A 24,278-nucleotide genomic window follows, 5' to 3' on the forward strand; every position below is an offset into this window, starting at 1 on the left:
TCCTTCGGCAGAGGCGACCCGGCGCGGCCGGCATCCTGCCTGAGCTACGAACCGAGAATGGTCGTCAGGAACTCTCCCGTCCACGCCAGCAGTTCCCGCCCCACCACCGGCTTGCCGCCGATCCGGCCCGCCGTGGGGCGTGGGACCAGGATCTGGTGGGTGGCCGGTTTGATGACCGTCTTCGGGTGGAGGCGCTTGAGGCGGAGCTCCTGCGACTCGCGCAGCTCCACCGGGGCGAAGCGGATGTTCGAGCCCTGGAGGACGATCTCGCCGACGCCGCAGGCGCGGGCCAGCATGCGCAGGCCGGCCACCAGGAGGAGGTTCTCGACCGGTTCGGGGAGCTTGCCGTAGCGGTCGGTGAGTTCCTCGCGTACCGCCCTGATGTCGTCCTCCGTGTTGGCGGAGGCGATCGCGCGGTACGCCTGGAGGCGGAGCCGCTCGCCGGGGGCGTAGTCGTGCGGGACGTGGGCGTCGACCGGGAGCTCGATCTTGACCTCCAGCGCGGGCTCCTCCTCGACGCCGCCGTCGACCGCCGCCCGGTAGTCGGCCACCGCCTCGCCGACCATGCGGATGTAGAGGTCGAAGCCGACGCCCGCGATGTGGCCGGACTGTTCACCGCCCAGCAGGTTTCCGGCGCCGCGGATTTCGAGGTCCTTCATGGCCACGTACATGCCCGCGCCCATTTCTGTGTGCTGGGCGATGGTGGCCAGGCGTTCGTGGGCGGTTTCGGTGAGGGGCTTCTCCGGGGGGTACAGGAAGTAGGAGTAGCCCCGGTCCCGGCCTCGGCCGACGCGTCCGCGCAGCTGGTGCAGCTGCGAGAGACCGAAGTTGTCGCCGCGCTCCACGATCAGCGTGTTGGCGTTGGAGATGTCGATGCCGGACTCGACGATCGTCGTCGAGACGAGGACGTCGAACTTCTTCTCCCAGAAGTCCACGACGACCTGCTCCAGGGCGCTCTCGCCCATCTGCCCGTGCGCCGTGGCGATACGGGCCTCCGGCACGATCTCGCGGAGCCGGGCGGCGGCGCGGTCGATGGACTCGACCCGGTTGTGGATGTAGAAGACCTGGCCCTCGCGCAGCAGTTCACGGCGGACGGCTGCGCCGATCTGCTTCTCGTCGTACGGACCGACGAAGGTGAGGACCGGGTGGCGCTCCTCGGGGGGCGTGGTGATCGTCGACATCTCGCGGATGCCGGTGACGGCCATTTCGAGCGTACGGGGGATGGGCGTCGCGGACATGGTCAGTACGTCGACGTTGGCGCGGAGCTTCTTCAGCTGCTCCTTGTGCTCGACGCCGAAGCGCTGCTCCTCGTCGACGATGACCAGGCCCAGGTCCTTGAACTTCGTCTCGGAGGAGAAGAGGCGGTGCGTGCCGATGACGAGGTCGACCGAGCCCTCGCGCAGGCCCTCAAGTGTCGACTTCGACTCGGTGTCGGACTGGAAGCGGCTCAACGCCCTTACGTTGACAGGGAATTGCGAGTAACGCTCGGTGAACGTACCGAAGTGCTGCTGGACGAGGAGCGTCGTCGGTACGAGGACGGCGACCTGCTTTCCGTCCTGGACCGCCTTGAACGCGGCGCGGACGGCGATCTCCGTCTTGCCGTAGCCGACGTCGCCGCAGATCAGGCGGTCCATGGGAACCGTCTTCTCCATGTCCTCCTTGACCTCGGCGATGGTGGAGAGCTGGTCGGGCGTCTCCGCGTACGGGAAGGCGTCCTCCAGCTCGCGCTGCCACGGGGTGTCCGGGCCGAAGGCGTGTCCCGGGGCCGCCATCCGGGCCGAGTACAGCTTGATGAGGTCGGCGGCGATCTCCTTGACCGCCTTCTTCGCGCGCTGCTTGGTCTTCGTCCAGTCGGCGCCGCCGAGCCGGTGCAGGGTCGGGGCCTCACCGCCCACGTACTTCGTGACCTGTTCCAGCTGGTCGGTGGGGATGTACAGCCGGTCGCCGGGCTGGCCGCGCTTGGCCGGGGCGTACTCGACGAGGAGGTACTCGCGGGTGGCGGCCTGCACCGTGCGCTGCACCATCTCGATGTAGCGGCCCACGCCGTGCTGCTCGTGGACGATGTAGTCGCCGGTCTCCAGCGTCAGCGGGTCGATGGTCTTGCGGCGGCGGGCCGGCATCCGGCCGAGGTCCTTGGTGGCCGTGCGCTGGCCGGTCAGGTCGGTCTCGGTCAGTACGGCGAGCTTGAGCGCCGGGTCGACGAAGCCGTGGTCGATGGCGCCGCACGAGACATGGACGACCGAGGGGGAGATCTCGGCCAGGTCCTGGTCCAGGCGGGCGGCGATGCCCTCGCCGCCGAGGACCTCGACGGTGCGGGAGGCCGGGCCCTGGCCCTCGGTGACGTACACCGTGCGCCAGCCGTCCGCGAGCCAGCCCTTGGTGTCGGCGAGCGCGCGGGCGGTGTCGCCCCGGTAGGACTCGGGGGCGTGCATCCGGAGCTTGAGGGTGTCCTCGTCGAGCTCGTCGTCGGCGGCGAACGGGGAGACCGACCACCACATCATGTTCAGCTCGCGGGCCCGGTCACGGACGTCCGCGATGCCCCGGAGCGAGGCCGCGCCGACATCGATCGGGGCCTCGCCGCCGCCCGCCGTGGCCGCCCAGGACGCCTGGAGGAACTCCTGGCTGGTGGCGACCAGGTCGGTCGCCCGCGTCCGCACCCGCTCCGGGTCGCAGACCACCGCCATCGAGCCCTTCGGCAGGACGTCGATCAGCAGCTCCATCTCGTCCACCAGCACCGGGGCGAGGGACTCCATGCCCTCGACGGCGATCCCCTCGGCGATCTTGCCGAGCAGCTCGCCCAGCTCCGGGTGGGCCTCTGCGAGCGCGGCGGCGCGGATACGGACCTCGTCCGTGAGCAGCAGCTCGCGGCAGGGCGGCGCCCACAGCCCGTGCGCGGCGACCTCCAGCGAACGCTGGTCGGCGATCTTGAAGTAGCGGATCTCCTCGACGTCGTCGCCCCAGAACTCCACCCGAAGGGGGTGCTCCTCGGTCGGCGGGAAGACGTCCAGGATTCCACCGCGTACGGCGAACTCTCCGCGCTTCTCGACCAGTTCGACCCGGGAGTACGCGGCAGCCGCGAGCGCCTCGACGACCTCGCCCAGATCGGCGCTCTGCCCGCTGCTCAGCGCCACGGGTTCCAGCTCGCCGAGCCCCTTGACCTGCGGCTGGAGCACGGAGCGCACGGGGGCGACGAGGACACTGACCGGGCCGGTCTCCGGGTCGTCCTGCCTGGGGTGCGCCAGCCTGCGCAGCACGGCGAGGCGGCGGCCGACGGTGTCCGAGCGGGGCGAGAGCCGTTCGTGGGGCAGGGTCTCCCAGGACGGGTAGTCGACGACGGTGTCCGGCGGCAGCAGCGTGCGCAGCGCCGCCGCGAGGTCCTCGGCCTCCCGGCCCGTCGCGGTGACGGCGAGCACGGTCCGCCCGGTCTCGCGGGCCAGCGCGGCGACCGCGAAGGGACGGGCGGCGGACGGACCCACCAGGTCCACGTGCATCCGGTGGCCGTCGGCTGCGGCCTTCACCGCTTCGGAGAGTGCCGGGTCACGTACGACGACATCCAGCAGACCGTGCAGGCTCATGAAGGGCTTCCGTCCGGGTACGGGGGTGTACTGACAGCCGGCTGCTGCCAGGGGCGCCGCGCCGTCCCCGGCAGGGGGCAACGCGAAGGGCCCGACACGTAGGACGGGCCGGGGTCCCAGACTACGACTCCCGTACGACAGCCGCGCCCGCAACGGCCTCGCGCCGGGGCGGCACGGGCGCCGGTCCACCGAATGCCGGGCGCCCCTCCGGATACGTACAGTCACACCGCGCGACGTGACGTGCCGCGATCAGGCGATCGGCTGCCGTGCCTCTTCGCGCACCTTCAAGGTCGTCGCGGCCGTCTCTTCGAGATCGATGGAGTCGGGGTCCTTCGAGGACTGCGCGGGGGTGAGGAAGGCGACGTAGGCGGCGGTGTTCTCGTCGCCCCATGCGCACACAGGCACGGTGGATGTGCCGTCCTCGTCCTTGGACAGCAGGACGGTGCACGTCATGCCGACATCGGAACCGGGTGGCGTGATCGTCTTCGGAGCGTTGGGTTCGCTCATCCCCTCCGATCCCCGCAGACCCTTCAGGAGGCCGTCGCGCACCTGGGCCGGATCCTTGAACTGCCCGTGCACGCCGGTGAGTATGAGGCCGTCGGGGGCGTCGGTGCTGGAGCCGTTGTACGAGCCGATGCTCGCCTTGGTGTTGCGGCTGTCCGGCCCGTCGCCGTAGCCGCCCTCCTTCGCCTCGGCGTCCGCATCCGCCGAACCGTCGTTGATGAGCTTGTACCTCTGGTCCAGCAGGGTCTTCGGGACGGTGAGCCGGTGGGTCGCCGCGGGGAACGGCTCCGTGGACGCAGCGGATTCCGCCCGGTCGCTGCCCCGGTTGCCGAAGTAGGCGAGTGCGCTGACGAACACCATCGAGGCCGCGACGATGCTCAGGGTCAGCCCGGTGCGGTTCTTGCGCGGCGGCGGCCCCATCGGCGGCCCGCCCCACGCGCCCGGGTGGGGCTGCTGCGGGTACGGCTGCCCGTACTGCTGCTGAGGGTGGGGCTGGGGCGGGTGGGGCTGGGGCCCGTACGGACCCGGCTGCTGCCCGTACGGATTCGCCTGCTGCCCGTACGGACCGGGCTGCTGCCCGTACGGATTGGGTCCCTGACCGTACGGACTGGGCTGCTGGCCATTGTGGTTGGGCTGCTGCCCGTACGGATTGGGCTGCTGCGGCGGCATGGTCATGACCACAAAACTACGTGCAGCCGGGAACGGAGCAGGCCCCGGGGCGTTTGGAGGAACGCCCCGGGGCCTGCTCGGTCATCCTACGTCGAGCCTCACGTCACCCGTCGGTGGCGATGGCGTTGAGGACGTTCATCCGGCCCGCCCGGAAAGCGGGAACCAGTGCGGCGAACAGTCCGACGAAGGCCGAGGCCACGAAGACCGAGAGGATCGTCGGCCACGGGATCTCCAGGACGTTGAGCCCTTCCAGCGCCAGCAGCTTCTGGGCCGAGGTGCCCCAGCCCATGCCCAGGCCGAGGCCGAGCAGGGCGCCGAAGAGGGCGATGACCACGGACTCCAGCCGGATCATGCGGCGCAGCTGACGGCGCGAGAGTCCGATGGCCCGCATGAGACCGATCTCGCGGGTCCGCTCGACCACCGACAGGGCGAGCGTGTTCACCACACCGAGCACCGCGACGATGATCGCCAGGGCCAGCAGTCCGTACACGATGTTGAGCAACTGGCCGATCTGGTCCTTCAGGTCCTGCTTGAAGTCCGCCTGGTTCTGCACCTTGTACTGCGGGTACTTGTCGAGCGAAGCCTTGAGGGCGGCGTACGCCTCCTTCTCCTTGCCGTCCTCCGCCATGGCGAACATGATCATGTTCTGCGGCATCTTGTCGGCGGGGACGTACTTCTCGGCGGTCGTGATGTTCGTGTACATCGCGCCCTTGTCGACGTTGGTCTCGTCCGAGGTGATCGCGGCGACCTTCAGCTTCGCCGTCTCACCGCCCTTGAACGCGACCGTGATCCGGTCCCCTACCTTGACGTTGTGCCGGGTGGCGTACGCGTCGCCGACCGACATGGCGTCCTCGCCGTACGCCGCGGCCAGATCGCCGGAGACAGTCTTGCGACGCAGGTCGTCCTTGTACGTCGGGTCGGCGGCGACGACTCCCTCGTCCTCCGTCGAACCGTCGGGGGCGGTCAGCTTCGCGTCGACGGACTTGTAGTCGGTGATGTGCTCGATGCCGGGCACGCTCTCCATGGCCTTCGCGGCCTGGGGGACGATCAGCTGGTCGGGGACCGACGACTGGACGATGAAGTCCGTTCCCACCGACTTGTCGAGCTCCTCGGTGGCCGAGGCCACCATGGACGAGCCGACGACCGAGAGGCAGGCCACCAGGGCCAGGCCGATCATCAGGGCCGCGCCGGTCGCTCCGGTACGCCGCGGGTTGCGCAGCGCGTTGCGCTCCGCGAGCCGGCCGACCGGGCCGAACATCCGCAGCACGACCACGCTGAGCGCCCGCACCACGATCCCGGCCAGCAGCGGGCCGATCACGATGAAGCCGATGAGGGTCAGGACCACACCGAGCCCCAGGAAGAGCGAGCCCTCGCTCGCCTTCTCGGCCTGGGTGGTCGCCCACAGGGCGGCGCCACCGCCGACGGTGAGGACCAGACCGATACCGGCCCGGATCCAGCCGGACTTGGCGTCCGCCGGGGTTCCGGATTCGCGCAGGGCGGCCATCGGCGAGACCTTGCCGGCCCGGCGGGCGGGCACATAGGCGGCGAGGACCGTGACGAAGATGCCGAGCACGAGGCCGATGGCGGGGGTCGTCCAGGCGATGGTGAGGTCCTTGGTGGACAGCTCCATGCCCATGGAGCCCATGAGCTTCATCAGCCCGACGGCGAGCCCGATTCCGGCGCCGACACCGAGGATCGAGCCGACGATCCCGAGGAGCACCGCTTCGACGAGCACGGACCGGTTGACCTGCTTGCGGCTGGAGCCGATGGCCCGCATCAGACCGATCTCGCGGGTGCGCTGGGCGACCAGCATCGAGAAGGTGTTGACGATGAGGAAGATGCCGACGAGGAAGGCGATTCCGGCGAAGCCGAGCATCGCGTACTTCATCACGTCGAGGAAGGAGCCCATGGAGTCCTTGTTGGCCGCCGCGGCCTCGTCCTGGGTCTGGAGCTTGTAGGTCCCCGCGTCGCCCAGCGCCGCGGCGACGTTCTTCTTCAACTGCGTGTCGTCCACGCCTGATTCGGCGGCGACGTGGATGTGGGTGAAGGCACCGGTCGCACCCAGCAGCGTCTGCTGGGCGGTCGCCGTGTCGAAGAAGACGACGGCCGCGCCCGGGTTGGTCACGGTGAAGGCGGCGATGCCGCTGATCTTCGCACTGATGTCACCGGTGGCCGCGATGGTGCGCAGCTCGTCACCGATCTTCAGGCCGTGCTTCTCGGCGGTGTCCGCGTCGACCATCACCTCGGTGGGGCCGCGCGGGGCGTGTCCGGAGGCGATCTCCATGGAACGCAGGTCGTTGCGCGTCCAGTTGCCGGCGAACGTGGGGGCGCCCGTCTCGGAGCCCATGTTCTTGTTGTCGCCGTCGACGACCGTGACGGACATGCTGGAGACGCCGCCTTCGGCCTGCTTCACCCCGTCGGCCTTCTCGACCCGGTCGAGTACGGAGGCGGGCAGTGCTTCGGGCTTGCCGTTCTCCGGCATCTCCTCGGGCCCGCCGGCCGTCTTGGGGCTGACGGTGACATCGGCCGACGAGACCGCGAAGAGCTTGTCGAACGTGGTGTTCATGGTGTCGGTGAAGACGAGCGTGCCGCAGACGAACGCCACCGACAGCAGGACCGCTACGGCGGAGAGCGCCATGCGTCCCTTGTGCGCGAGGAAGTTGCGCATAGAGGTCTTGAGGACAGTCACGACGTACGCCCCCGAGCATCGAAGTGCTTCATGCGGTCGAGGACCTGGTCGGCGGTCGGGTTCTGCATCTCGTCGACGATGGAGCCGTCAGCGAGATACAGCACCCGGTCCGCGTAGGAGGCCGCGACCGGGTCGTGGGTGACCATGACGATGGTCTGGCCCAGGTCGTCGACGGACCTGCGCAGGAAGGACAGCACCTCGGCGCCGGCCCGCGAGTCCAGGTTTCCGGTGGGCTCGTCACCGAAGATGATCTCCGGCTGCGAGGCGAGGGCGCGGGCCACGGCGACGCGCTGCTGCTGGCCGCCGGAGAGCTCGGTCGGCCGGTGCTTCAGGCGGTCGGCGAGGCCGACGGTCTCCACGACCTGGCGCAGCCAGGCGGCGTCGGGCTTGCGGCCCGCGATGTCCATCGGCAGCGTGATGTTCTCCAGCGCGTTGAGCGTGGGAAGCAGGTTGAACGCCTGGAAGATGAAGCCGATCCGGTCCCGGCGGAGCTGGGTGAGCTTCTTGTCCTTGAGCTTCGTGATCTCGGTTTCGTCGAGGTGGATCTCACCCGAGGTCACGGTGTCCAGACCCGCGAGGCAGTGCATCAGGGTCGACTTGCCCGAACCGGACGGACCCATGATCGCCGTGAACTGCCCGCGAGCGATGTCGACATCGACATGGTCGAGCGCGACGACCCGGGTCTCCCCCGACCCGTACGCCTTGACGACCTGCCGCGCTCGCGCAGCGACGGCCGTACGCCCTCCAGTGCCCCCGTGCCTGGGAATGGTCACAGCCGTTGTCACGGTATTTCTCCTATGTCGATGGATGACTGGACGTCTTTGTGTACGTCCTGAGTCTTGCGGGAGGAGGGGGTCCTGCGCGCTGGTGCCCAGCGCAGTCTTCGGGTGGGGTTTTCCCCACCTCGCCCTCTGCGGTCAGCCGCCCTTGCGGTGTATGACCACGGTAAAGAACGGGCCCCGGCCGCCACGTCCTCCGGGGGGAGGAACGGCCCCTGGGCACAAGTACGGAGCTACCCCTAGGGGATTCCGTCGCGGGTATGAGACCCGGGTAGGGGACGGCCCGAAGCGGAACCCGCCCTCCCGCACCCTCCCGCCGCGCACCGCAGGGATGAGACAGTGTCCCGGGAAATAGATGCATAGGGAAAGGAAAACCTGTGGCCGGCACGGGAGGCGGGGACGCAGGCATAGGCGTCGGCACGAGCGAGGGCGGCGGCACCGAGGGTACGAGCCAGGGCGGCGGCGCGGACACCGCCACCACCGCCGCGACCACGCCCCGGGGCCGGCGGCCCGTCGTCGCCGCGCTGATGCTCGGCATGGCGCTCGCCGCCATCGACGGCACCATCGTCTCCACGGCCGTCCCCCAGATCGTCGGCGATCTCGGCGGGTTCGCCGTCTTCTCCTGGCTGTTCTCGGGCTACTTGCTGGCCGTGACCGTCACCCTCCCCGTCTACGGGAAGCTCTCCGACACCTTCGGCCGCAAGCCGGTCCTGGTCGCCGGCATCATCCTGTTCCTGGTCGGCTCGGTGCTCTGCGCGGCAGCCTGGAACATGGCTGCCCTGATCGCCTTCCGCGTCGTCCAGGGACTCGGCGGCGGCGCACTCCAGGGCACCGTCCAGACGATCGCCGCCGACCTCTACCCGCTCAAGGAACGCCCCAAGATCCAGGCCAGGCTGTCGACCGTGTGGGCGACATCGGCGGTCGCGGGACCGGCGGTCGGCGGGCTCCTCGCGACGTACGCGGACTGGCGCTGGATCTTCCTGATCAATCTGCCCGTCGGCGCCGTCGCGCTCTGGCTGGTGGTACGTCACCTCCACGAACCGGCCCGCCCCCGCACCGGCGCCAGGCTCCCCATCGACTGGGCGGGCGCCCTCGCCGTCTTCGCGACCGGGGTACTCCTGCTGACCGCGCTCGTCCAGGGCGGAGTGGCCTGGCCGTGGCTCTCCGCACCCTCGCTCGGCCTGCTGGGCGCGAGCGCCGCACTCGCCGCGCTGACCGTCCTCATCGAGCGGCGCGCCGCCGACCCGATCATCCCGGGCTGGGTCTGGAAGCGGCGCACCATCGCCTCCGTCAACCTGGCGCTGGGCGCGATGGGGCTGCTGATGGTGGCGCCCACCGTCTTCCTGCCGACGTACGCGCAGTCCGTCCTGGGCCTCGGCCCGATCGCCGCCGGCTTCGTGCTCTCCGTCATGACGCTGAGCTGGCCGGTCTCGGCGGCCTTCTCCAACCGGGTCTACAACCGCATCGGCTTCCGGTTCACCGCGATCATCGGCATGAGCGCCACCCTGCTGATCCTGCTGGCCTTCCCGTTGCTGCCGTACCCCGGTTCCGCCTGGCAGCCCGCCCTGATCATGCTGCTGCTCGGCGCGGCGCTCGGCCTGTTCCAACTGCCGCTGATCGTCGGCGTCCAGTCCACGGTCGGCTGGTCCGAGCGCGGTACGACGACGGCCTCCGTACTGTTCTGCCGGCAGGTCGGCCAGAGCGTGGGCGCCGCGCTCTTCGGCGCGGTCGCCAACGGGGTGCTCGCCTCCCGGCTGGCCGACGCCCCGGTCCCCGGACTGCCCGGCGACCTGGACGCCATCTCGCACGCCCTGGGTGATCCCGGCTCGCTCTCCGCCGCGGCGACGGACTATCTGCGACGGGCCGTGGACGCGGCCGTCGACTACGTCTACATCGGCGCGGCAGGGGCCGCCGTACTCGCCCTGCTCGTCCTCGTCTTCGTGGCCCCGCGCCGCTTCCCGGTCCTCGACGAGGGGTCCGAGAACACCCCGCAGGCTCTGAGGAAGTAGACAACTTCATGGTTACCGTAGGTAGTTCGGCCACACCCCTGCCCAGGCGCCATACCCGCGAGTAACGTACGCGCTCCCAACAGCGCACCCGCGCTCCTGCCTTGCGGTCCGTCCCCGGATCCGAGCCACGCAAGGAGCAGCACCACGATGCCTCAAGAGCACCCTGAGCACCCTCGGTACCGCCCGCCGCAACCCCCGTATCCCCCGTACGCGCCCTCACGGCCGCACCGCCGCCCCCCTCCGCCGCCGCCCCGCTCCCCGGGCGGCGAATACCTCCTCCCCTGGCAGAGTTCCTCGACTCCTCCGCCGCCCCGGTGGCCCACCCCGCCCGCCGCGCCCGTCCCCGCTCCCGGCCACCACAGCGATCTGCGCCGGCTGCGCGGCGCGTACCGCGTCCTGCGCCGGGCCTCCACGCTCACCGCACTCGGCTACTTCACCCTCTTCCTCCTCCTCTCCGGATTCGCCCCGGACCTGATGACCAGCCCGGTCGGCGAAAGCGGCCTCACCACCGGACTCCTGCTCGGCCTGTGCCAGCTCCCGGTGACACTGGCCGCCATCGCCTTGTACGAGCGGACGGCCCGGCGCACCGTGGACCCGCTCTGCGCCGGACTCCGCAGCCGGGCCCGCTCCACGGACGACCGAGCGGCCACCGAGCGCCGCGGAACAGGAACGGGCCGATGAACGGATTCGACGAGTCCGCGCAGACGATGTCGCTGATGGCGTTCATCGCGGTGGCCACCGTGACCCTGCTGCTCTGCGTGATGACAGGACCGGACCGCGACGACGACCTCGACGAGTTCTACACCGGCTTCCGCTCGCTCTCCCCCGTGCGCAACGGCCTGGCCATCGCCGGTGACTACCTCTCCGCGGCCACCGTCCTCGGCACCACCGGCGTCATCGCCCTCACCGGCCACGACGGGCTCGTACTCGCCCTGAGCACGGCCCTCTCCCTGGTTCTGCTGATGTTCCTGCTGGCCGAACCGCTGCGCAACGCGGGCCGGTTCACCATGGGCGACGTACTGACCCGCCGCTCCCCCGGCCGGGCCGTCCGCATCGCCGCCTGCGCGGCCACCCTCGTCGCGCTGGTGCCCCTGATGGTGGTCCAGCTCGCGGGCAGCGGCAGTCTGCTCGCCTTCATCCTGGGCTTCGACAGCTCCGGATTCCGCACCGGATCCATCATCGTGCTCGGCGTCGTGATGATCGGTTACGCGGCGATCGGCGGGATGAAGGGGACCGCCCTCATCCAGATCGTGAAGACCGTCGTGCTCCTCGGCGCCGGCCTCCTGGTCTCCGTACTGATCATGAACCGCTTCGACTGGGACACCGGCGCCCTGCTCCGGGCCGCCCAGCAGGGCAGCGGCGCGGGGGCCGCGTATCTGCACTCGGGGCTCCAGTTCGGCGGCAACGACCTCGACATGATCAGCTCCGAACTCACCGTCGTGCTCGGCGCCGCGTGCCTCCCGCACATCACCATGCGGATGTCGAGCGTCCGCGGCGCCCAGGCCGTACGCCGGTCCCTGTCCTGGGCGGTCGGCGTCGTCGTCTGCCTCTGCCTGCTGCTCACCGTCATCGGCTTCGGCGCGGCGGCCCTGGTCGGGCACGACCGCATCACGGCCGCAGGAGCGCAGGGCAACAGCGCGATCCTCCAGGTCAGCAGTGTCGTCGCGGGCGGCGGCGGGATCGGGGCACTGATCGTCACGACCATGACCACAGCGATCTTCCTGACCCTGCTCGCCTCGGTCGCCGGAATGATCCTGGCCTGCGCCAACTCCCTGGCCCACGACCTGTTCGCGCACGGACTCCGCAACCGGAGCAAGGGGCCGGTACCGGGCCGCACCGAGATGGGTGCGGCGCAGCTCGCCGCGGTCGGTGTGGGCCTCGCGGCCATCGTCCTCGCCGTGCTCGCCCGGCACTGGAACGTCCAGGCGATGGTGACGCTCTCGTTCTGCGTCGGTGCGTCGGCCCTGGCCCCGGCGCTGGTCTACAGCATGTTCTGGCGGCGCTTCACCCGTACGGGACTGCTCTGCACCCTCATCGGCGGCACCCTCTGCGTGCTGGTGCTGATGCCGGGCACCAACCTGGTGTCCGGGTCCCCCGGCGCGGTCTTCCCCAACCGTGACGTCAACTGGTTCCCGTTCACCACGACCGGGCTCGTCTCCATCCCGTTCGGATTCCTGGCGGGCTGGCTGGGAACGGTGCTCGGCCGGCGCACGGCGGAGGAGGAACGCAGACAGTACGAGGCGGTGGAGCCGTGGATCCTGGCGGGCGCGCCCCCGGTGGCGTCGGCCCGCCGAGGGGGTCCCCAGGGCCCGTCCTAGTCAGTCCGCCTCTGACCTGTCCTGGTACTAGTTCTCCTCCGGCCCCGACACCGCACGCCCCGTGAGTGCCGCGAGCGAGTTGCGTACATGCGCCATGTGCGCCTGCACCTCCTCGCGGCCCTCCTCGTGCTCCCGCAGAATCCGCTCCGTCTCCCGCAGAATCCGCTCCTCACGCACCCGGGCCTCCGAGATCACCTCGCCCGCCCGCGCCTCCGCGTCCTCCTGGCCGTGCCTGGCGGCCTCCTCGGTCTCCGCGAGCGCCCGCCGCGCCTCCGCGATCAACGCATCGCCCCGCTCGGACAGTTCGGCCTCGCGCGCAGCCGCCGCGGCCTCGTCCGCCGCCAGTCCGGCCGCCGCCGCCTTCGACCGCTCGGTGTGCTCCTGCTCCTGATGGGCCAGCACACCCGCCGTACGCCGCCGGGTCTCCGCCATCGCCTCGTCCGCCGACCCACGGACCTCGGCGGCCTCCTTGCGCGCCGCGGCGACGGCCTCGCCCCCGGACTCCTGCGCCGCGGACAGCACCGCCAGGGCGTGCGCCTCGGCAGCCGCCCGTACCGTCTCGGAGTGCTCGCGGGCCGCTTCCCGGGCCGCCCGCCCCGCCGTGTCCGCCGCGTCCCGCAGCGCCTGGCCGTCCTCCTGGGCCGCCCCGCGCGCGGCCTCGGCCTCGGCCTGCGCGAGCGCCAGGATCTGCTGGGCGCGCTCACCGAGCGAGTCGTACGTCTGCGGGGCCAGCGCGGCGACGACCCCCGCCAGCCGGGCCGACTCTGCCGCCAGCTCCTCGGCGAGATCCGTCAGCCGGGAAAGCCGCTCCCCTGCGGCGTCGCGCTCCGCGGACAGGGCGGCCACGGTCCGGTCCACCTGCTCGGGACGGTAGCCACGCCCCCGTACGCCGACGAAGCCATGGGCGGACACCGGTCCAGCACTCATCCTTGAAGCCCTCTCTCCGACACTCCGACCTCCAGCAATACGTCAAGGATGCGGCAATTGGTAAAGAAGTCGGAATCGATCAGCAGTATTCAGGACGGAAGCGACGGGCATCACAGGGCGAAAACGGAGAGGCGCCCGGCCCCTTACGGGTCCCGGGCGCCTCCGCCGCACCACTCACACAACGGGACAGGTCAGAGCAGTCCGTCCCACATCTGCTCCAGCAGCACCGACCACCAGCTCTCCGGCGACGCGAGAGCCGCCGGATCGAGGGCCGCCAACTGTGCCTGGAAGTCGACGGTCCAACGACCCGCCTGCTCCGGGTTGAGCCCGAAGCGGAGCCGCCACATCCGGCCGAGCAACGCCATCGAGCGCACGAACTCCGGCAGCCCGGTGTTCACGAACTGCGGCGGCACCGACTGCCCGCCGGGACCGGCCTCGACCGGCACGGCAACGATGTTCGCGGTGCCGTACTGGACACAGATCGCCCGGCCGAAGTCGGTCCCCATCACGAGGTACGAACCCGCGTCGGGCGCCGGCTGCACCTGACGCTGCGCGGCCAGCTCGGCCAGCGTCGGCACCACCGGCTGCCCCGGCTGCGCCCAGAAGAACGGCCCGAAATCGGCGGGCAGCCCGGCCCACACCAGGGTCCGCCCCACGATCTCGGGCACACCCTGACGGGACACGGCACGCTGGTCGAAACGGAGCACGCCCTGCGGTCCGAAGACCTGCACCAGCTCCTCCGCGAGTGCCTCCGGAGGCACCGGCACTGCGGGCTGGATCTGCGGCAGCGGCGCCCGCACCGGGGCCGGCCGCGCCGGGCCGTCGGCGACCTGGTGCAGCTCGCCCTGATGCGTCAGCAGATGCTGCATGCCCTGCTGACGGCTCGCGTGATCGGCCCCGTACGGAGCGACGCTGGTGATCCGCACCTGCGGCCAGGTCTCGCGGATCATCCGCGCGCAGTAGCCACCGGGCAGCTCGCACGACTCCAGCTCGGTGTGCAGCTCGATGACCTGCTGCGGCGGCACGTTCATGGCCCGCAGCTCGTGCAGCATCTGCCACTCGGGGTGCGGGGTGCCCGGCGCCGAGCGGCGGATCAGCTGCTGCTCGCTGCCGTCGGGCGCGCGGAACCGCAGCACGGCCTGGTAGCCGGGCCCGACGGTCGGCTGCCCGAGCGGCTGCTGCGGATAGCCGTACGCCGGGGGCGGCGGGGTGTGCGGGGTGTGCGGATTCGGCGGTACGGGACCGGGGGCCCCGCCCTGCGGCATCCCGGGGGGACCAGGAGGACCCGGGGGCCGGGGTGCGGCGGGACCGCCGATGCTGGGGTCGGCGAACATCGTCGCCGCATGGTGCATCCCGCCACCGGGCGGCGGCGTCGAACCGGGCGCACCGGGAGGACCGGGCGGGCCCGGAGGCTGCGGCGCCCCAGGGGCACCGGGAGCACCGGGCGCCCCCGGCGGACCGGGAGGCTGCGGAGCACCGGGTACGCCGGGCGGGCCGGGCGGGGCCGGGGGCCGGGGGCCGCCGAGGCTCGCGTCGGCGAACATCGTCGCCGCGTGGTGCATCCCGCCACCGGGCGGCGGCGTCGAACCGGGCGCACCGGGAGGACCCGGCGGACCAGGAGGCTGCGGCGCGCCAGGAGCACTAGGAGCACCCGGAGCACCAGGCGCCCCGGGAGGGCTGGGCGGTCCGGGCGGGCCGAGCTGTGAGACGAGCTGCGTCGGTACGTAGCCACCCGCGGGAGCACCGGGCGCACCCGGCCCCGAAGGCGGCGGAGTGGCGCCCGGGCGCATACCCGGAGTACCGGGGGCGCCGGGCGGCGGCGGTGTCGTCGAGCCGCCTCCACGCGCCCCGCGCGGAGGCACGACCGCCTTGCTGGTGGCGGCGTCCGCGATGTCACCCGCACCAGGACGCGCGGGCCCTGCCGGACCGGACGCACCGGCACCGGGCGCACCCGGGCGCGAGGCGTCGAGGGCCGGAGAAACGGCGGTCCGGGGCAGCTGGCTGCCACCGGACATCAGCGCGGTGGGAGCCTCGGCCGGTACGACCGGCGGCGGGGCCTCCTCGTCGTCCGCGCCCGAGAGCGCAGGAGCGAACACCGTGGCCGGCAGACCGACCGCACCGGCGTCGGGGTCGGCGTTGGTATCCGTACCCGCCCACGGCGTACCCCCGGAGGGCGCACCGGGCGAGGACGCGGGCACACCATCGGCGGCCGTGGGCTCGTGGTCGCCCCGACCACCCGCGGCAGGCCACGGCGCGGACGCGTCCACCGAAGAAGACGCGCCCCCGGAAGTAGAAGGAGAAGAAGAAGAAGAAGGAACCGAGTCCGCGGGCGGGCCGTCGGCCGGTTCCGCCCGCCGGTCCGGAATCCCCAGCTTGTCGGCGGCCTCCTGGAGCCACTCCGGCGGACTCAGCAGGAACGACGTCTGGTTGAGATCGATCCGCTGCGGCGGCACCGGGGCGGCCGGCGCCCCCGCGGACGCTCCGTACTCCTCCTCGTACCGCCGGATCACCTCGCCCACCGGCAGCCCGGGCCACAAGGTGGCCTCACCGCTGTCACGGGCGATCACCAGCCGCTGGCGCCCGCCGTCCGAGACCGGGCCCTCCGCCCGGTCCTCGGCCCAGACCACGAAGCCCAGCTCGAACTCGCGTACCCGCACCTCACGGTGCTGGTACGCGGGCACATCGCCGTTGACCCACTCGTCCGCACGTTCCTGCGCCTGCGCGAAGGTCACCACCGCGCTCACCCCTCCACCGGGACGGCCCGCGCGAAGCCGCCGTCCACCATCAGGTTCGCCACGGTCTCCAGCTCCGGCGGATTGCCCGCCAGGCGCTGGAGGAAGGCGTCGAAGTCCGCACCGCAGGGCAGCAGCAGCCGGTCGACGCGGTCCTGCACGCTCCAGCCGTCCTGGTCCCGGGCATCGTCGTACGCGCAGAACCAGACCGAGCCGACGTCCTGCCCCCGGACCTTCACCGCGAGGATGCCGCCCTGGACGAAACCGACGCCCAGGTAGTCCTTGGTGAAGTGGTCGCGCAGGCACTTGTTGACGTACAGCAGGTCGTTCACGGCAGCCTCGTCGCGCACCGTGAAGAACGGCTGGTCGACCAGGAGCCCGAGCTCCGCGTCGAGCGCCGCACCCACCGGGGCGGAGCCGCCCGCGGCCTTCAGGAACGAGCGGTACGCACCAGGCAGCCGGTAACCGAGGTCCTCCTCGACACCCAGCACCTGCTGCTCGCTCACCGCCACCGAACCCTTGGGCAGCCGGAAGTGCGGAGGCCGTGTCTCCTGCAACGGCCGCGTACCGCGCCGGTTGTGGTCGACCGGAGCCGTCGCCATGCCGCCGTGATGACGCAGCAGCGCCTTCACCTCGACCGGCACGAGTTCCATCCGCCGGCCGCCCGGCACGTGGTGCCAGGTCCAGCCGTGCGGGGTCGCCACCGGCGCGATCGTGTCCCACAGCTCGTGACCGCTCGCCGCGAGGGCCGCGTTCGCCGACACGTAGTCGGTGAGCCGCAGCTCGTCGATGCCGAAGCCCGGGGGCGGATCGGCGATCTCGGCGGCGGCACGCGCGTACGGTGCGAGTTCCGGATAGCCGTTCCCGTCCATGCGCACACCTCTGGGGTGGCGGGACGCCCGGACCGGGTCCGGGAAGTGCACGACCTGCCCGGCGTAGGCCGCGTTCGGTGGCGCGGCTTGCTGCCCGAGCCGACCTGTCGTCATGGCGGTTGCCCCCTGCTGCGTCCGGTGATTCCGCACAGCCTATGCGGTGGGGCAACAGGGGGTCTCGCCCCTCCGTTTCGGTCACCAACCGTCACAGCCAGGTGACGGACGGGCGACGGTCGTGCCACTTCGGGCGACACGCAGACACGTTTCACCGACCCAGCTTCCCCAGCCCCCGGCACATTTGGCAGGCTGTCACCGCAACTCGGGGGCGTGCACACCTGCAGCTACCGCTGCGGGCACGGGAGGGATGCAAGCACCATGAACACAGCACCGACAGTCACATCCGGGGATCCGAGACTCAGCTGGAGCAGCACCGAAACCAGCCACGCGCCTCAACTGCACCACCGCCGCGACGGCATCCTGCCCGCCGTGGCAGCGGCGCTGTCCGTCCGCGGAGAGACGCTGACCTGCACCGCGGGCAAGGGTGATCAGCCGCCGGTGCTGCACCCGCTCGTGCAGGACTTCCTCGACACCCTCACCAGCGGACAGCGCGAACGCTTCACCGGCCGCTGCCCCGAAGCGATACTGCTGTCGCGGCAGCTCACCGCCACCGACGGCGGCCGTTCCAAACGGGCCCAGCGCAAGCCGCTGACCAGCGGCGAGGCCCGGCGCGCGCTGAAGCACTCCCGTATCACCGCCCGGCGCATCCGCGAGGACGGCGACCCGCTGCACGGCAGCTACGCGCCGCCCTGCCGCTCCTGTACGGCGATGCTCGCGCACTTCGGCGTACGTCCCGTCGACCTCACCACGACCGGGGCGGCCACCACCGCCGAGAAGGGCTGACGGCACCCCGATGCAGGACCGAACCGGACACTCCCCCGCGCCCGACCGGCACACCTCCACCCGCTTCCCCGTCGCCGTCGACTCCGCCCTCCGTGAGGCGGGCTGGCAGCCGGGGCGCTGGGACATCCGGCAGGCCGAGGAGTGGGCCGACGCACTGCGCTCCCACGCCTCACCGGCCGGCCACCGGCACGCGGTCTTCCCCGCGGCCGTCGAGGCTTGGGCGGAGTTCGGCGCCCTGCGCATCACCGCGTCGGCACCCGGCCGCCAGATCGCGCCCGCTGTCGTACGCATCGATCCGCTGAGCGGCCTGCATCTGGCCCGCACCCTGGGTGACCTGGGGCGGGCGCTGGAGACCGAGATCAGCCCCCTGGGCGAGGAGGGCGACGGGCAGGCGGTGCTCGCGATCGATATCGAGGGCCGCGTCTACAGCATCGACCACACCGGCGACTGGTACCTCGGCGCGGACATCGACCAGGCGCTGGCCACGCTGGTCACGGGCGCCCAGCCGGCCAGACTCACCTCGGCCTGACGCCACACCGGAGCGGCACGCGCCCCTACGCGGTCCCCTGGTCCGGCAGGACCGCCGACACCCGGAAGCCCCCCGCGTCGGTCGGACCCGACACGAAGACGCCGCCGAGGCCGAGCACCCGTTCCCGCATGCCCACCAGGCCGTTCCCCCCGCTCGGCAGCCCCGCGTCGGCCGCGCCGACGTCGGACGGGCCGTTCTCCACCTGCATGGCGACCTCGTCGCCGCGGTGCGCGAGCCGGACCCAGGTCTTCGCGCCGGCCGCGTGCTTGTGCACGTTCGTCAGGGCCTCCTGCACCACCCGGTACGCGGTCTGCTCGACCTCGGGCGCGTACGGGCGCAGCTCGCCCTCCACCGAGAGCTCGACCGTCATCCCCGCCTCCCGGGACTGCGCGACGAGCGACTCCACCTCGGCCAGCCGGTGTCCGTCATCGACGGCCGCCGCGGCCGCCGCGGCGGCCGCCCGCGCCACCGAGGCGAGGGGCACCCGGCCGGCGGGCGCGGTGTCCTCGCTGCGCAGCACGCCCAGCATCTCGCGCAGTTCCGTCAGCGCCTGGCGTCCCATGTCACCGACCAGCGCCGCGTTCCGCACGGCCTTCGCCGGGTCCTTCGGGGCGACCGCCTGGAGCGCCGCCGCGTGCACGACCATCAGGCTCACCCGGTGCGCGACCACGTCGTGCATCTCCCGGGCGATGCGGGTCCGCTCCTCCGTACGCGCCCACTCGGCGCGCTCCTCGGCGCGGTCGGCCAGCAGCGAAAGCTCCCGCTCCAGCGAGTCCGCGCGCTCCCGCAGGCTCTCCATGAGCCGTCTTCGCGCCCCTATATAGAGGCCGAACAGCAGGGGCGGCGTGGTCAGCCCCAGCGACATGAAGAGGGACACCAGGGGTACGTACCAGTCACCCGGGCCGAAGTCGGCTCCCTCGGTGACGTTCTGGCGCAGCCGTACGTACGTGACGATGAAGGTGCCGACCAGGGACATCCCCGTCAGCACCACGGTGATCCTGCGCGGCACGTCGGACGCGGCCAGTGTGTACAGGCCGACGACGGCCATCAGGAAGCCCATCTCGGCCGGTGTCGTCGCGATCGACACCAGCACCACGGCGATCGGCCACCGCCTGCGCACCAGCAGCACCGACCCGGCCAGCAGGCCGAACAGCACCCCGATCGGCACCGGCAGTCCGGTCTCCCCCGCGAACACCACCCCTTCCAGCGCACACTCCAGCGCCGATGCCGACGCCAGTCCCACATCCAGGGCGACACTGCGCCGCCGCCCCCACCACCAGTAGCCGCGGGTGGTCGACCCCGCCGCTTCCCGGTCTGCCCCCGTTGCGGTCATGCCGTCCAGCCTACGGGCGGGCGCACCTCATTTTCGGGTGACTCGGACAGGACGTGCCAAGAGCACCGCGCTCTGCCGTCGCGTCGAGGGCGCTCGGTACGGCATAGTGTTGGGTGCCAATCCGGGCGGCTGACGCAATGTCTGCTTCGTCCGTGTTATTCCCCCATGGTGTAATTGGCAGCACAGTAGCTTTTGGTGCTATTTGTCCGGGTTCGAGTCCTGGTGGGGGAGCCATACGGTGCGGGCCCCGACCACCACGGTCGGGGCCCGCCCTCGTTTCCGGCGAACACACCCCCGGTATCCTGCGGATGTCCACCACCCGAAGCCGAAGGGCACACCCGTGAGCGCCACCAGCCCGGCAGCCGTAGTCGTCCTCGCAGCGGGTGAGGGCACCCGCATGAAGTCGAAGACCCCCAAGGTCCTGCACGAGATCTCCGGGCGCTCGCTCGTCGGACATGTCGTCGCCGCCTCCCGTGAACTCGACCCCGAGCACCTCGTCGTGGTCGTCGGCCACGCGGCGGAGCGGGTCACCGCACACCTCTCCTCGGGCGACGCACCCGTACGGACCGCCTTCCAGGCCGAGCAGAACGGCACCGGACACGCCGTCCGGATGGCGCTAGAAGAGCTCGGCGGGACCATCGAGGGCACCGTGATCGTCGTCTGCGGCGACACCCCGCTGCTCTCCGGCGAGACCCTCGCCACGCTCGCCGCCACGCACGACGCCGACGCCAACGCCGTCACCGTGCTGACCGCCGAGGTCCCGGACTCCACCGGCTACGGCCGGATCGTCCGCGACGCGGCCAGCGGCGCGGTCACCGAGATCGTCGAGCACAAGGACGCCACCGAGGCCCAGCGGGCGATCCTGGAGATCAACTCCGGGGTCTTCGCCTTCGACGGGCGTCTGCTCGCGGACGCCCTCGGCAAGGTGCGCACGGACAACAGCCAGGGCGAGGAGTACCTCACCGACGTGCTGTCCATCCTGCGCGAGGCCGGACACCGCGTGGGCGCCTCGGTCACCGGGGACCACCGCGAGATCCTCGGCATCAACAACCGCGTCCAGCTGGCCGAGGCCCGGCGGCTGCTCAACGAGCGGCTGCTGGAGCGCGCCATGACGGCCGGCGTGACGATCGTCGACCCGGCGTCGACGCTGATCGACGCGACGGTGACGTACGAGCAGGACGTGATCGTGCACCCGGGCACCCAGCTGCTCGGCACGACGCACCTGGGCGAGGACGCCGAGGTCGGCCCGAACTCCCGGCTCACGGACACGATCGTCTCCGCGGGCGCCCGCGTCGACAACACGGTCGCGGACGGGGCGGAGGTCGGCCCGGGCGCCACCGTCGGCCCGTTCGCCTATCTGCGGCCCGGCACGAGGCTCGGCGCGAAGGCCAAGGCCGGTACGTACGTGGAGATGAAGAACGCCACGATCGGCGAGGGCACGAAGGTTCCGCACCTGAGCTACGTCGGCGACGCGACGATCGGCGAGTACACCAACATCGGCGCCGCCAGCGTCTTCGTGAACTACGACGGCGTGGCCAAGCACCACACCACCATCGGCTCCCACTGCCGCACCGGGTCCGACAATATGTTTGTGGCGCCTGTCACGGTCGGGGACGGTGTCTACACCGCGGCGGGCTCGGTCATCACCAAGGACGTACCGGCCGGTTCGCTGGCCGTCGCCCGGGGCCAGCAGCGGAATATCGAGGGTTGGGTGGCCAGGAAGCGTCCGGGAAGTGCCGCCGCGCAGGCCGCCCAGGCCGCATCCCAGGACACCGACGGCGAAAGCTGACCGGAAACAGGTGCGCCGGACACGGCGTACCGTGATAGATGCTCACCCATTTCGGCTGGCTCGTTGCACATCGGGACCTATGCGTGCAGCGCCAGATACACGTCTGAGGAGACTGTGCTGTGACCGGGATCAAGACGACCGGCGAGAAGAAACTGATGTTCTTCTCCGGCCGCGCCCACCCCGAGCTGGCCGAGGAGGTCGCACACCAACTGGGTGTCGGTCTCGTGCCGACGAAGGCTTTCGATTTCGCCAACGGCGAGATCTACGTGCGTTTCCAGGAGTCCGCCCGCGGCGCCGACTGCTTCCTGATCCAGAGCCACACGGCTCCGATCAACAAGTGGATCATGGAGCAGCTGATCATGCTGGACGCGCTGAAGCGCGCCTCGGCACGTTCGATCACGGTGATCGTGCCGTTCTACGGCTACGCACGCCAGGACAAGAAGCACCGTGGCCGCGAGCCGATCTCGGCCCGTCTGGTCGCCGACCTGATGAAGACGGCGGGTGCGGACCGCATCCTCACCGTCGACCTGCACACCGACCAGATCCAGGGCTTCTTCGACGGCCCGGTGGACCACCTGTTCGCGCTGCCGATCCTCGCCGACTACGTCGGTGCGAAGGTCGACCGCTCGAAGCTGACGATCGTCTCCCCTGACGCCGGCCGCGTCCGGGTCGCCGACCGCTGGTGCGACCGTCTGGACGCCCCGCTGGCGATCGTCCACAAGCGCCGTGACAAGGACGTGCCCAACCAGGTCAGCGTCCACGAGGTTGTCGGTAACGTGAAGGGCCGGGTCTGCGTCCTGGTCGACGACATGATCGACACCGGTGGCACGATCTGCGCCGCGGCGGACGCCCTGTTCGCGCACGGCGCCGAGGACGTCATAGTGACCGCGACGCACGGTGTGCTGTCCGGCCCCGCCGCGGACCGCCTGAAGAACTCCAAGGTCAGCGAGTTCGTCTTCACGGACACCCTGCCGACCCCGGGCGAGCTGGAGCTCGACAAGATCACCGTGCTGTCGATCGCGCCGACGATCGCGCGCGCGGTGCGCGAGGTGTTCGAGGACGGCTCGGTCACGAGCCTCTTCGAGGAGCAGGAAAACCACTAGCAGCGGCCAGTGGTACCAGCGGTACCGAAGATCCACTTTGGGCGCGGCCTCCCCGCCGGGTAGACTCAGCGAGTTGCTCGGCGAGGGAGGCCGTACTCATATGTACGGTGCTCCGTTATCGACGCGCTCTTCGTAGCAGGCGGCCTGTCGTACGGGCCGGGTGACGTCCGAATTTTCGTCATCCCACGAGGAGTGCACCATGGCTGAGATCAAGCTCGCCGCCCAGGTCCGTACCGAGTTCGGCAAGGGCGCCGCCCGCCGTACCCGTCGTGCCAACCTGGTTCCCGCGGTCATCTACGGCCACGGCGCCGAGTCCGTCCACGTCACGCTGCCGGCCCACGAGCTGCAGCTCGCGCTCCGCACCGCCAACGTCCTCATCGGTCTCGAGATCGAGGGCAAGGACGCCCTGGTCATCCCCAAGGCCGTGCAGCGCAACGCCATCAAGGGCAACATCGAGCACGTCGACCTCCTCACCGTGAAGCGCGGCGAGAAGGTCAACGTCGAGGTCGCCGTGCACGTCGAGGGCGAGCTGGCCCCGGGCGCCAACCTGCTCGAGTACGTGCAGAACACCCTGCTCCTCGAGGCCGAGGCCACCCACATCCCCGAGTCCGTCACGGTCTCCATCGCGGGCCTGGACGCCGGCGACTCGATCCTCGCCAAGGACATCCCGCTGCCCAAGGGCTCCGTGCTGGCCGGTGACGAGGACGCCATCGTCCTCCAGATCGTCGCCGCGCAGGCCGAGGAGCCGGCCGCCGAGGGCACCGAGGCCGCGGCCACCACCGAGGCCTGAGTCCCACCCGGCGTGCCTAGGGCCTGCCCGGCGGATCAGGGCCTGGCGCCGATGCTTCACCTGCTTCACTGACGGGGCGGCGGACCCTTACCGGGCCCGCCGCCCCGTTCGCCTGTCATCAGCCGACGTACGCGAGGAGACCGAGCGCAGATGTCCGATGCCACCGACCCCTGGCTCATCGTGGGACTGGGCAATCCGGGTCCCGAGTACGCCGCGAACCGCCACAACGTCGGTTTCATGGTCGCCGACCTTCTCGCCGAACGGATCGGCGGGAAGTTCAAGCGGGCGCAGAAGGCCCAGGCGCAGGTCGTCGAGGGCCGGATGGGGCCGCCAGGACCCGCGAGCCGCCGGGTGATCCTGGCCAAGCCGATGTCGTACATGAACCTGTCGGGCGGGCCCGTCACGGCGCTGCGGGACTTCTACAAGGTGCCGACGGATCACATCGTGGCCGTCCACGACGAGCTGGACATCGATTTCGGCACGCTCCGGCTGAAGCTGGGCGGCGGTGACAACGGGCACAACGGGCTGAAGTCGATGACGAAGTCGATGGGGCCCGACTACCACCGCATCAGGTTCGGGATCGGCAGGCCGCCCGGCCGGATGCAGGTGGCCGATTTCGTACTCAAGGATTTCTCGTCCACGGAGCGCAAGGACCTCGCCTATCAGGTGGACCGGGCGGCGGACGCCGTGGAGTCGCTGCTCGCCGAGGGTCTGGAGCGGGCGCAGTCCACGTACAACTCCTGACATTGGCGCCGATCCC

At 71.0% G+C, this 24,278-nt stretch carries 17 protein-coding genes and 1 tRNA gene; 10 read left to right on the plus strand and 8 right to left on the minus strand.

Features of this window, described 5'->3' with window-relative positions; translation table 11 throughout:
* Positions 1–44: 44 nt before the first annotated feature.
* The 4 genes from mfd to ACWGO0_RS27835 all read right to left on the minus strand — a co-directional run bounded on the left by mfd (position 45) and on the right by ACWGO0_RS27835 (position 8,222).
* Positions 45–3,575, minus strand: a complete 3,531-nt coding sequence (gene mfd, locus ACWGO0_RS27820; protein WP_453540700.1) for a transcription-repair coupling factor — start codon at positions 3,573–3,575, stop codon at positions 45–47.
* Between the two features lie 249 nt (positions 3,576–3,824).
* Positions 3,825–4,754, minus strand: a complete 930-nt coding sequence (locus tag ACWGO0_RS27825) for a hypothetical protein (protein WP_453540703.1) — start codon at positions 4,752–4,754, stop codon at positions 3,825–3,827.
* Between the two features lie 97 nt (positions 4,755–4,851).
* Positions 4,852–7,437, minus strand: coding sequence for an ABC transporter permease (locus ACWGO0_RS27830; RefSeq protein ID WP_453540706.1), 2,586 nt, complete (start codon positions 7,435–7,437; stop codon positions 4,852–4,854).
* On the minus strand, positions 7,434–8,222 hold the full coding sequence (locus ACWGO0_RS27835) for an ABC transporter ATP-binding protein (RefSeq protein ID WP_453540709.1): 789 nt from the start codon (positions 8,220–8,222) through the stop codon (positions 7,434–7,436). The genes ACWGO0_RS27830 and ACWGO0_RS27835 overlap by 4 nt, the downstream gene beginning before the upstream one ends.
* A 371-nt stretch (positions 8,223–8,593) precedes the next feature.
* Between ACWGO0_RS27835 and ACWGO0_RS27840 the strand changes: the two genes are divergently transcribed.
* The 3 genes from ACWGO0_RS27840 (at position 8,594) to ACWGO0_RS27850 (ending at position 12,543) form a co-directional block, all read left to right on the plus strand.
* On the plus strand, positions 8,594–10,225 hold the full coding sequence (locus ACWGO0_RS27840) for an MFS transporter (protein ID WP_453540712.1): 1,632 nt from the start codon (positions 8,594–8,596) through the stop codon (positions 10,223–10,225).
* Between the two features lie 147 nt (positions 10,226–10,372).
* Positions 10,373–10,906: a DUF485 domain-containing protein gene (locus ACWGO0_RS27845; protein WP_453540715.1), complete on the plus strand. Its 534-nt coding sequence runs from the start codon at positions 10,373–10,375 to the stop codon at positions 10,904–10,906.
* Positions 10,903–12,543 (plus strand): sodium/solute symporter, encoded by a 1,641-nt coding sequence (locus tag ACWGO0_RS27850; RefSeq protein WP_453540718.1) that lies wholly within the window; start codon positions 10,903–10,905, stop codon positions 12,541–12,543. Before ACWGO0_RS27845 ends, ACWGO0_RS27850 begins: the two co-directional genes overlap by 4 nt.
* A 27-nt stretch (positions 12,544–12,570) precedes the next feature.
* On the opposite strand, the gene ACWGO0_RS27855 is transcribed toward ACWGO0_RS27850, so the two are convergent.
* From ACWGO0_RS27855 to ACWGO0_RS27865, 3 genes are all read right to left on the minus strand, one after another.
* Positions 12,571–13,470, minus strand: coding sequence for a cellulose-binding protein (locus ACWGO0_RS27855; RefSeq protein WP_453540721.1), 900 nt, complete (start codon positions 13,468–13,470; stop codon positions 12,571–12,573).
* 191 nt (positions 13,471–13,661) lie between these two features.
* Positions 13,662–16,205, minus strand: coding sequence for an SUKH-4 family immunity protein (locus ACWGO0_RS27860; protein WP_453540856.1), 2,544 nt, complete (start codon positions 16,203–16,205; stop codon positions 13,662–13,664).
* Positions 16,206–16,210: 5 nt separating this feature from the next.
* The gene (locus ACWGO0_RS27865) at positions 16,211–17,188 is read right to left on the minus strand and encodes an SMI1/KNR4 family protein (protein WP_453540724.1); all 978 of its coding nucleotides are present in this window, start codon (positions 17,186–17,188) and stop codon (positions 16,211–16,213) included.
* 261 nt (positions 17,189–17,449) lie between these two features.
* On the opposite strand from ACWGO0_RS27865, the gene ACWGO0_RS27870 reads away from it, so the two are divergent.
* Together ACWGO0_RS27870 and ACWGO0_RS27875 are read left to right on the plus strand one after the other, a co-directional pair.
* A complete protein-coding gene (locus tag ACWGO0_RS27870; protein ID WP_453540727.1) occupies positions 17,450–17,974 on the plus strand; it encodes a YwqJ-related putative deaminase in 525 nt (174 codons plus the stop codon).
* Between the two features lie 10 nt (positions 17,975–17,984).
* Positions 17,985–18,503 carry an SUKH-3 domain-containing protein gene (locus ACWGO0_RS27875; RefSeq protein WP_453540730.1) on the plus strand — a complete coding sequence of 173 codons (519 nt, stop codon included), beginning with the start codon at positions 17,985–17,987 and terminating at the stop codon, positions 18,501–18,503.
* A 25-nt stretch (positions 18,504–18,528) separates the two neighbouring features.
* Here ACWGO0_RS27875 and ACWGO0_RS27880 read toward each other — a convergent pair whose 3' ends face one another.
* Positions 18,529–19,836: a sensor histidine kinase gene (locus ACWGO0_RS27880; protein WP_453540733.1), complete on the minus strand. Its 1,308-nt coding sequence runs from the start codon at positions 19,834–19,836 to the stop codon at positions 18,529–18,531.
* A 159-nt stretch (positions 19,837–19,995) separates the two neighbouring features.
* Here ACWGO0_RS27880 and ACWGO0_RS27885 point away from each other — a divergent pair.
* The 5 genes from ACWGO0_RS27885 (at position 19,996) to pth (ending at position 24,262) form a co-directional block, all read left to right on the plus strand.
* A tRNA-Gln gene (locus ACWGO0_RS27885) sits at positions 19,996–20,070 on the plus strand.
* Between the two features lie 106 nt (positions 20,071–20,176).
* The gene (glmU, locus tag ACWGO0_RS27890; RefSeq protein WP_453540736.1) at positions 20,177–21,625 is read left to right on the plus strand and encodes a bifunctional UDP-N-acetylglucosamine diphosphorylase/glucosamine-1-phosphate N-acetyltransferase GlmU; all 1,449 of its coding nucleotides are present in this window, start codon (positions 20,177–20,179) and stop codon (positions 21,623–21,625) included.
* Between the two features lie 119 nt (positions 21,626–21,744).
* Positions 21,745–22,728, plus strand: a complete 984-nt coding sequence (locus ACWGO0_RS27895) for a ribose-phosphate diphosphokinase (RefSeq protein WP_362843893.1) — start codon at positions 21,745–21,747, stop codon at positions 22,726–22,728.
* Positions 22,729–22,927: 199 nt separating this feature from the next.
* The gene (locus ACWGO0_RS27900; RefSeq protein ID WP_453540739.1) at positions 22,928–23,518 is read left to right on the plus strand and encodes a 50S ribosomal protein L25/general stress protein Ctc; all 591 of its coding nucleotides are present in this window, start codon (positions 22,928–22,930) and stop codon (positions 23,516–23,518) included.
* Positions 23,519–23,668: 150 nt separating this feature from the next.
* Positions 23,669–24,262: an aminoacyl-tRNA hydrolase gene (gene pth, locus ACWGO0_RS27905; RefSeq protein ID WP_453540742.1), complete on the plus strand. Its 594-nt coding sequence runs from the start codon at positions 23,669–23,671 to the stop codon at positions 24,260–24,262.
* The last annotated feature ends 16 nt before the right edge of the window (positions 24,263–24,278 follow it).

It is taken from the genome of Streptomyces sp. NPDC055749 (assembly GCF_053617235.1).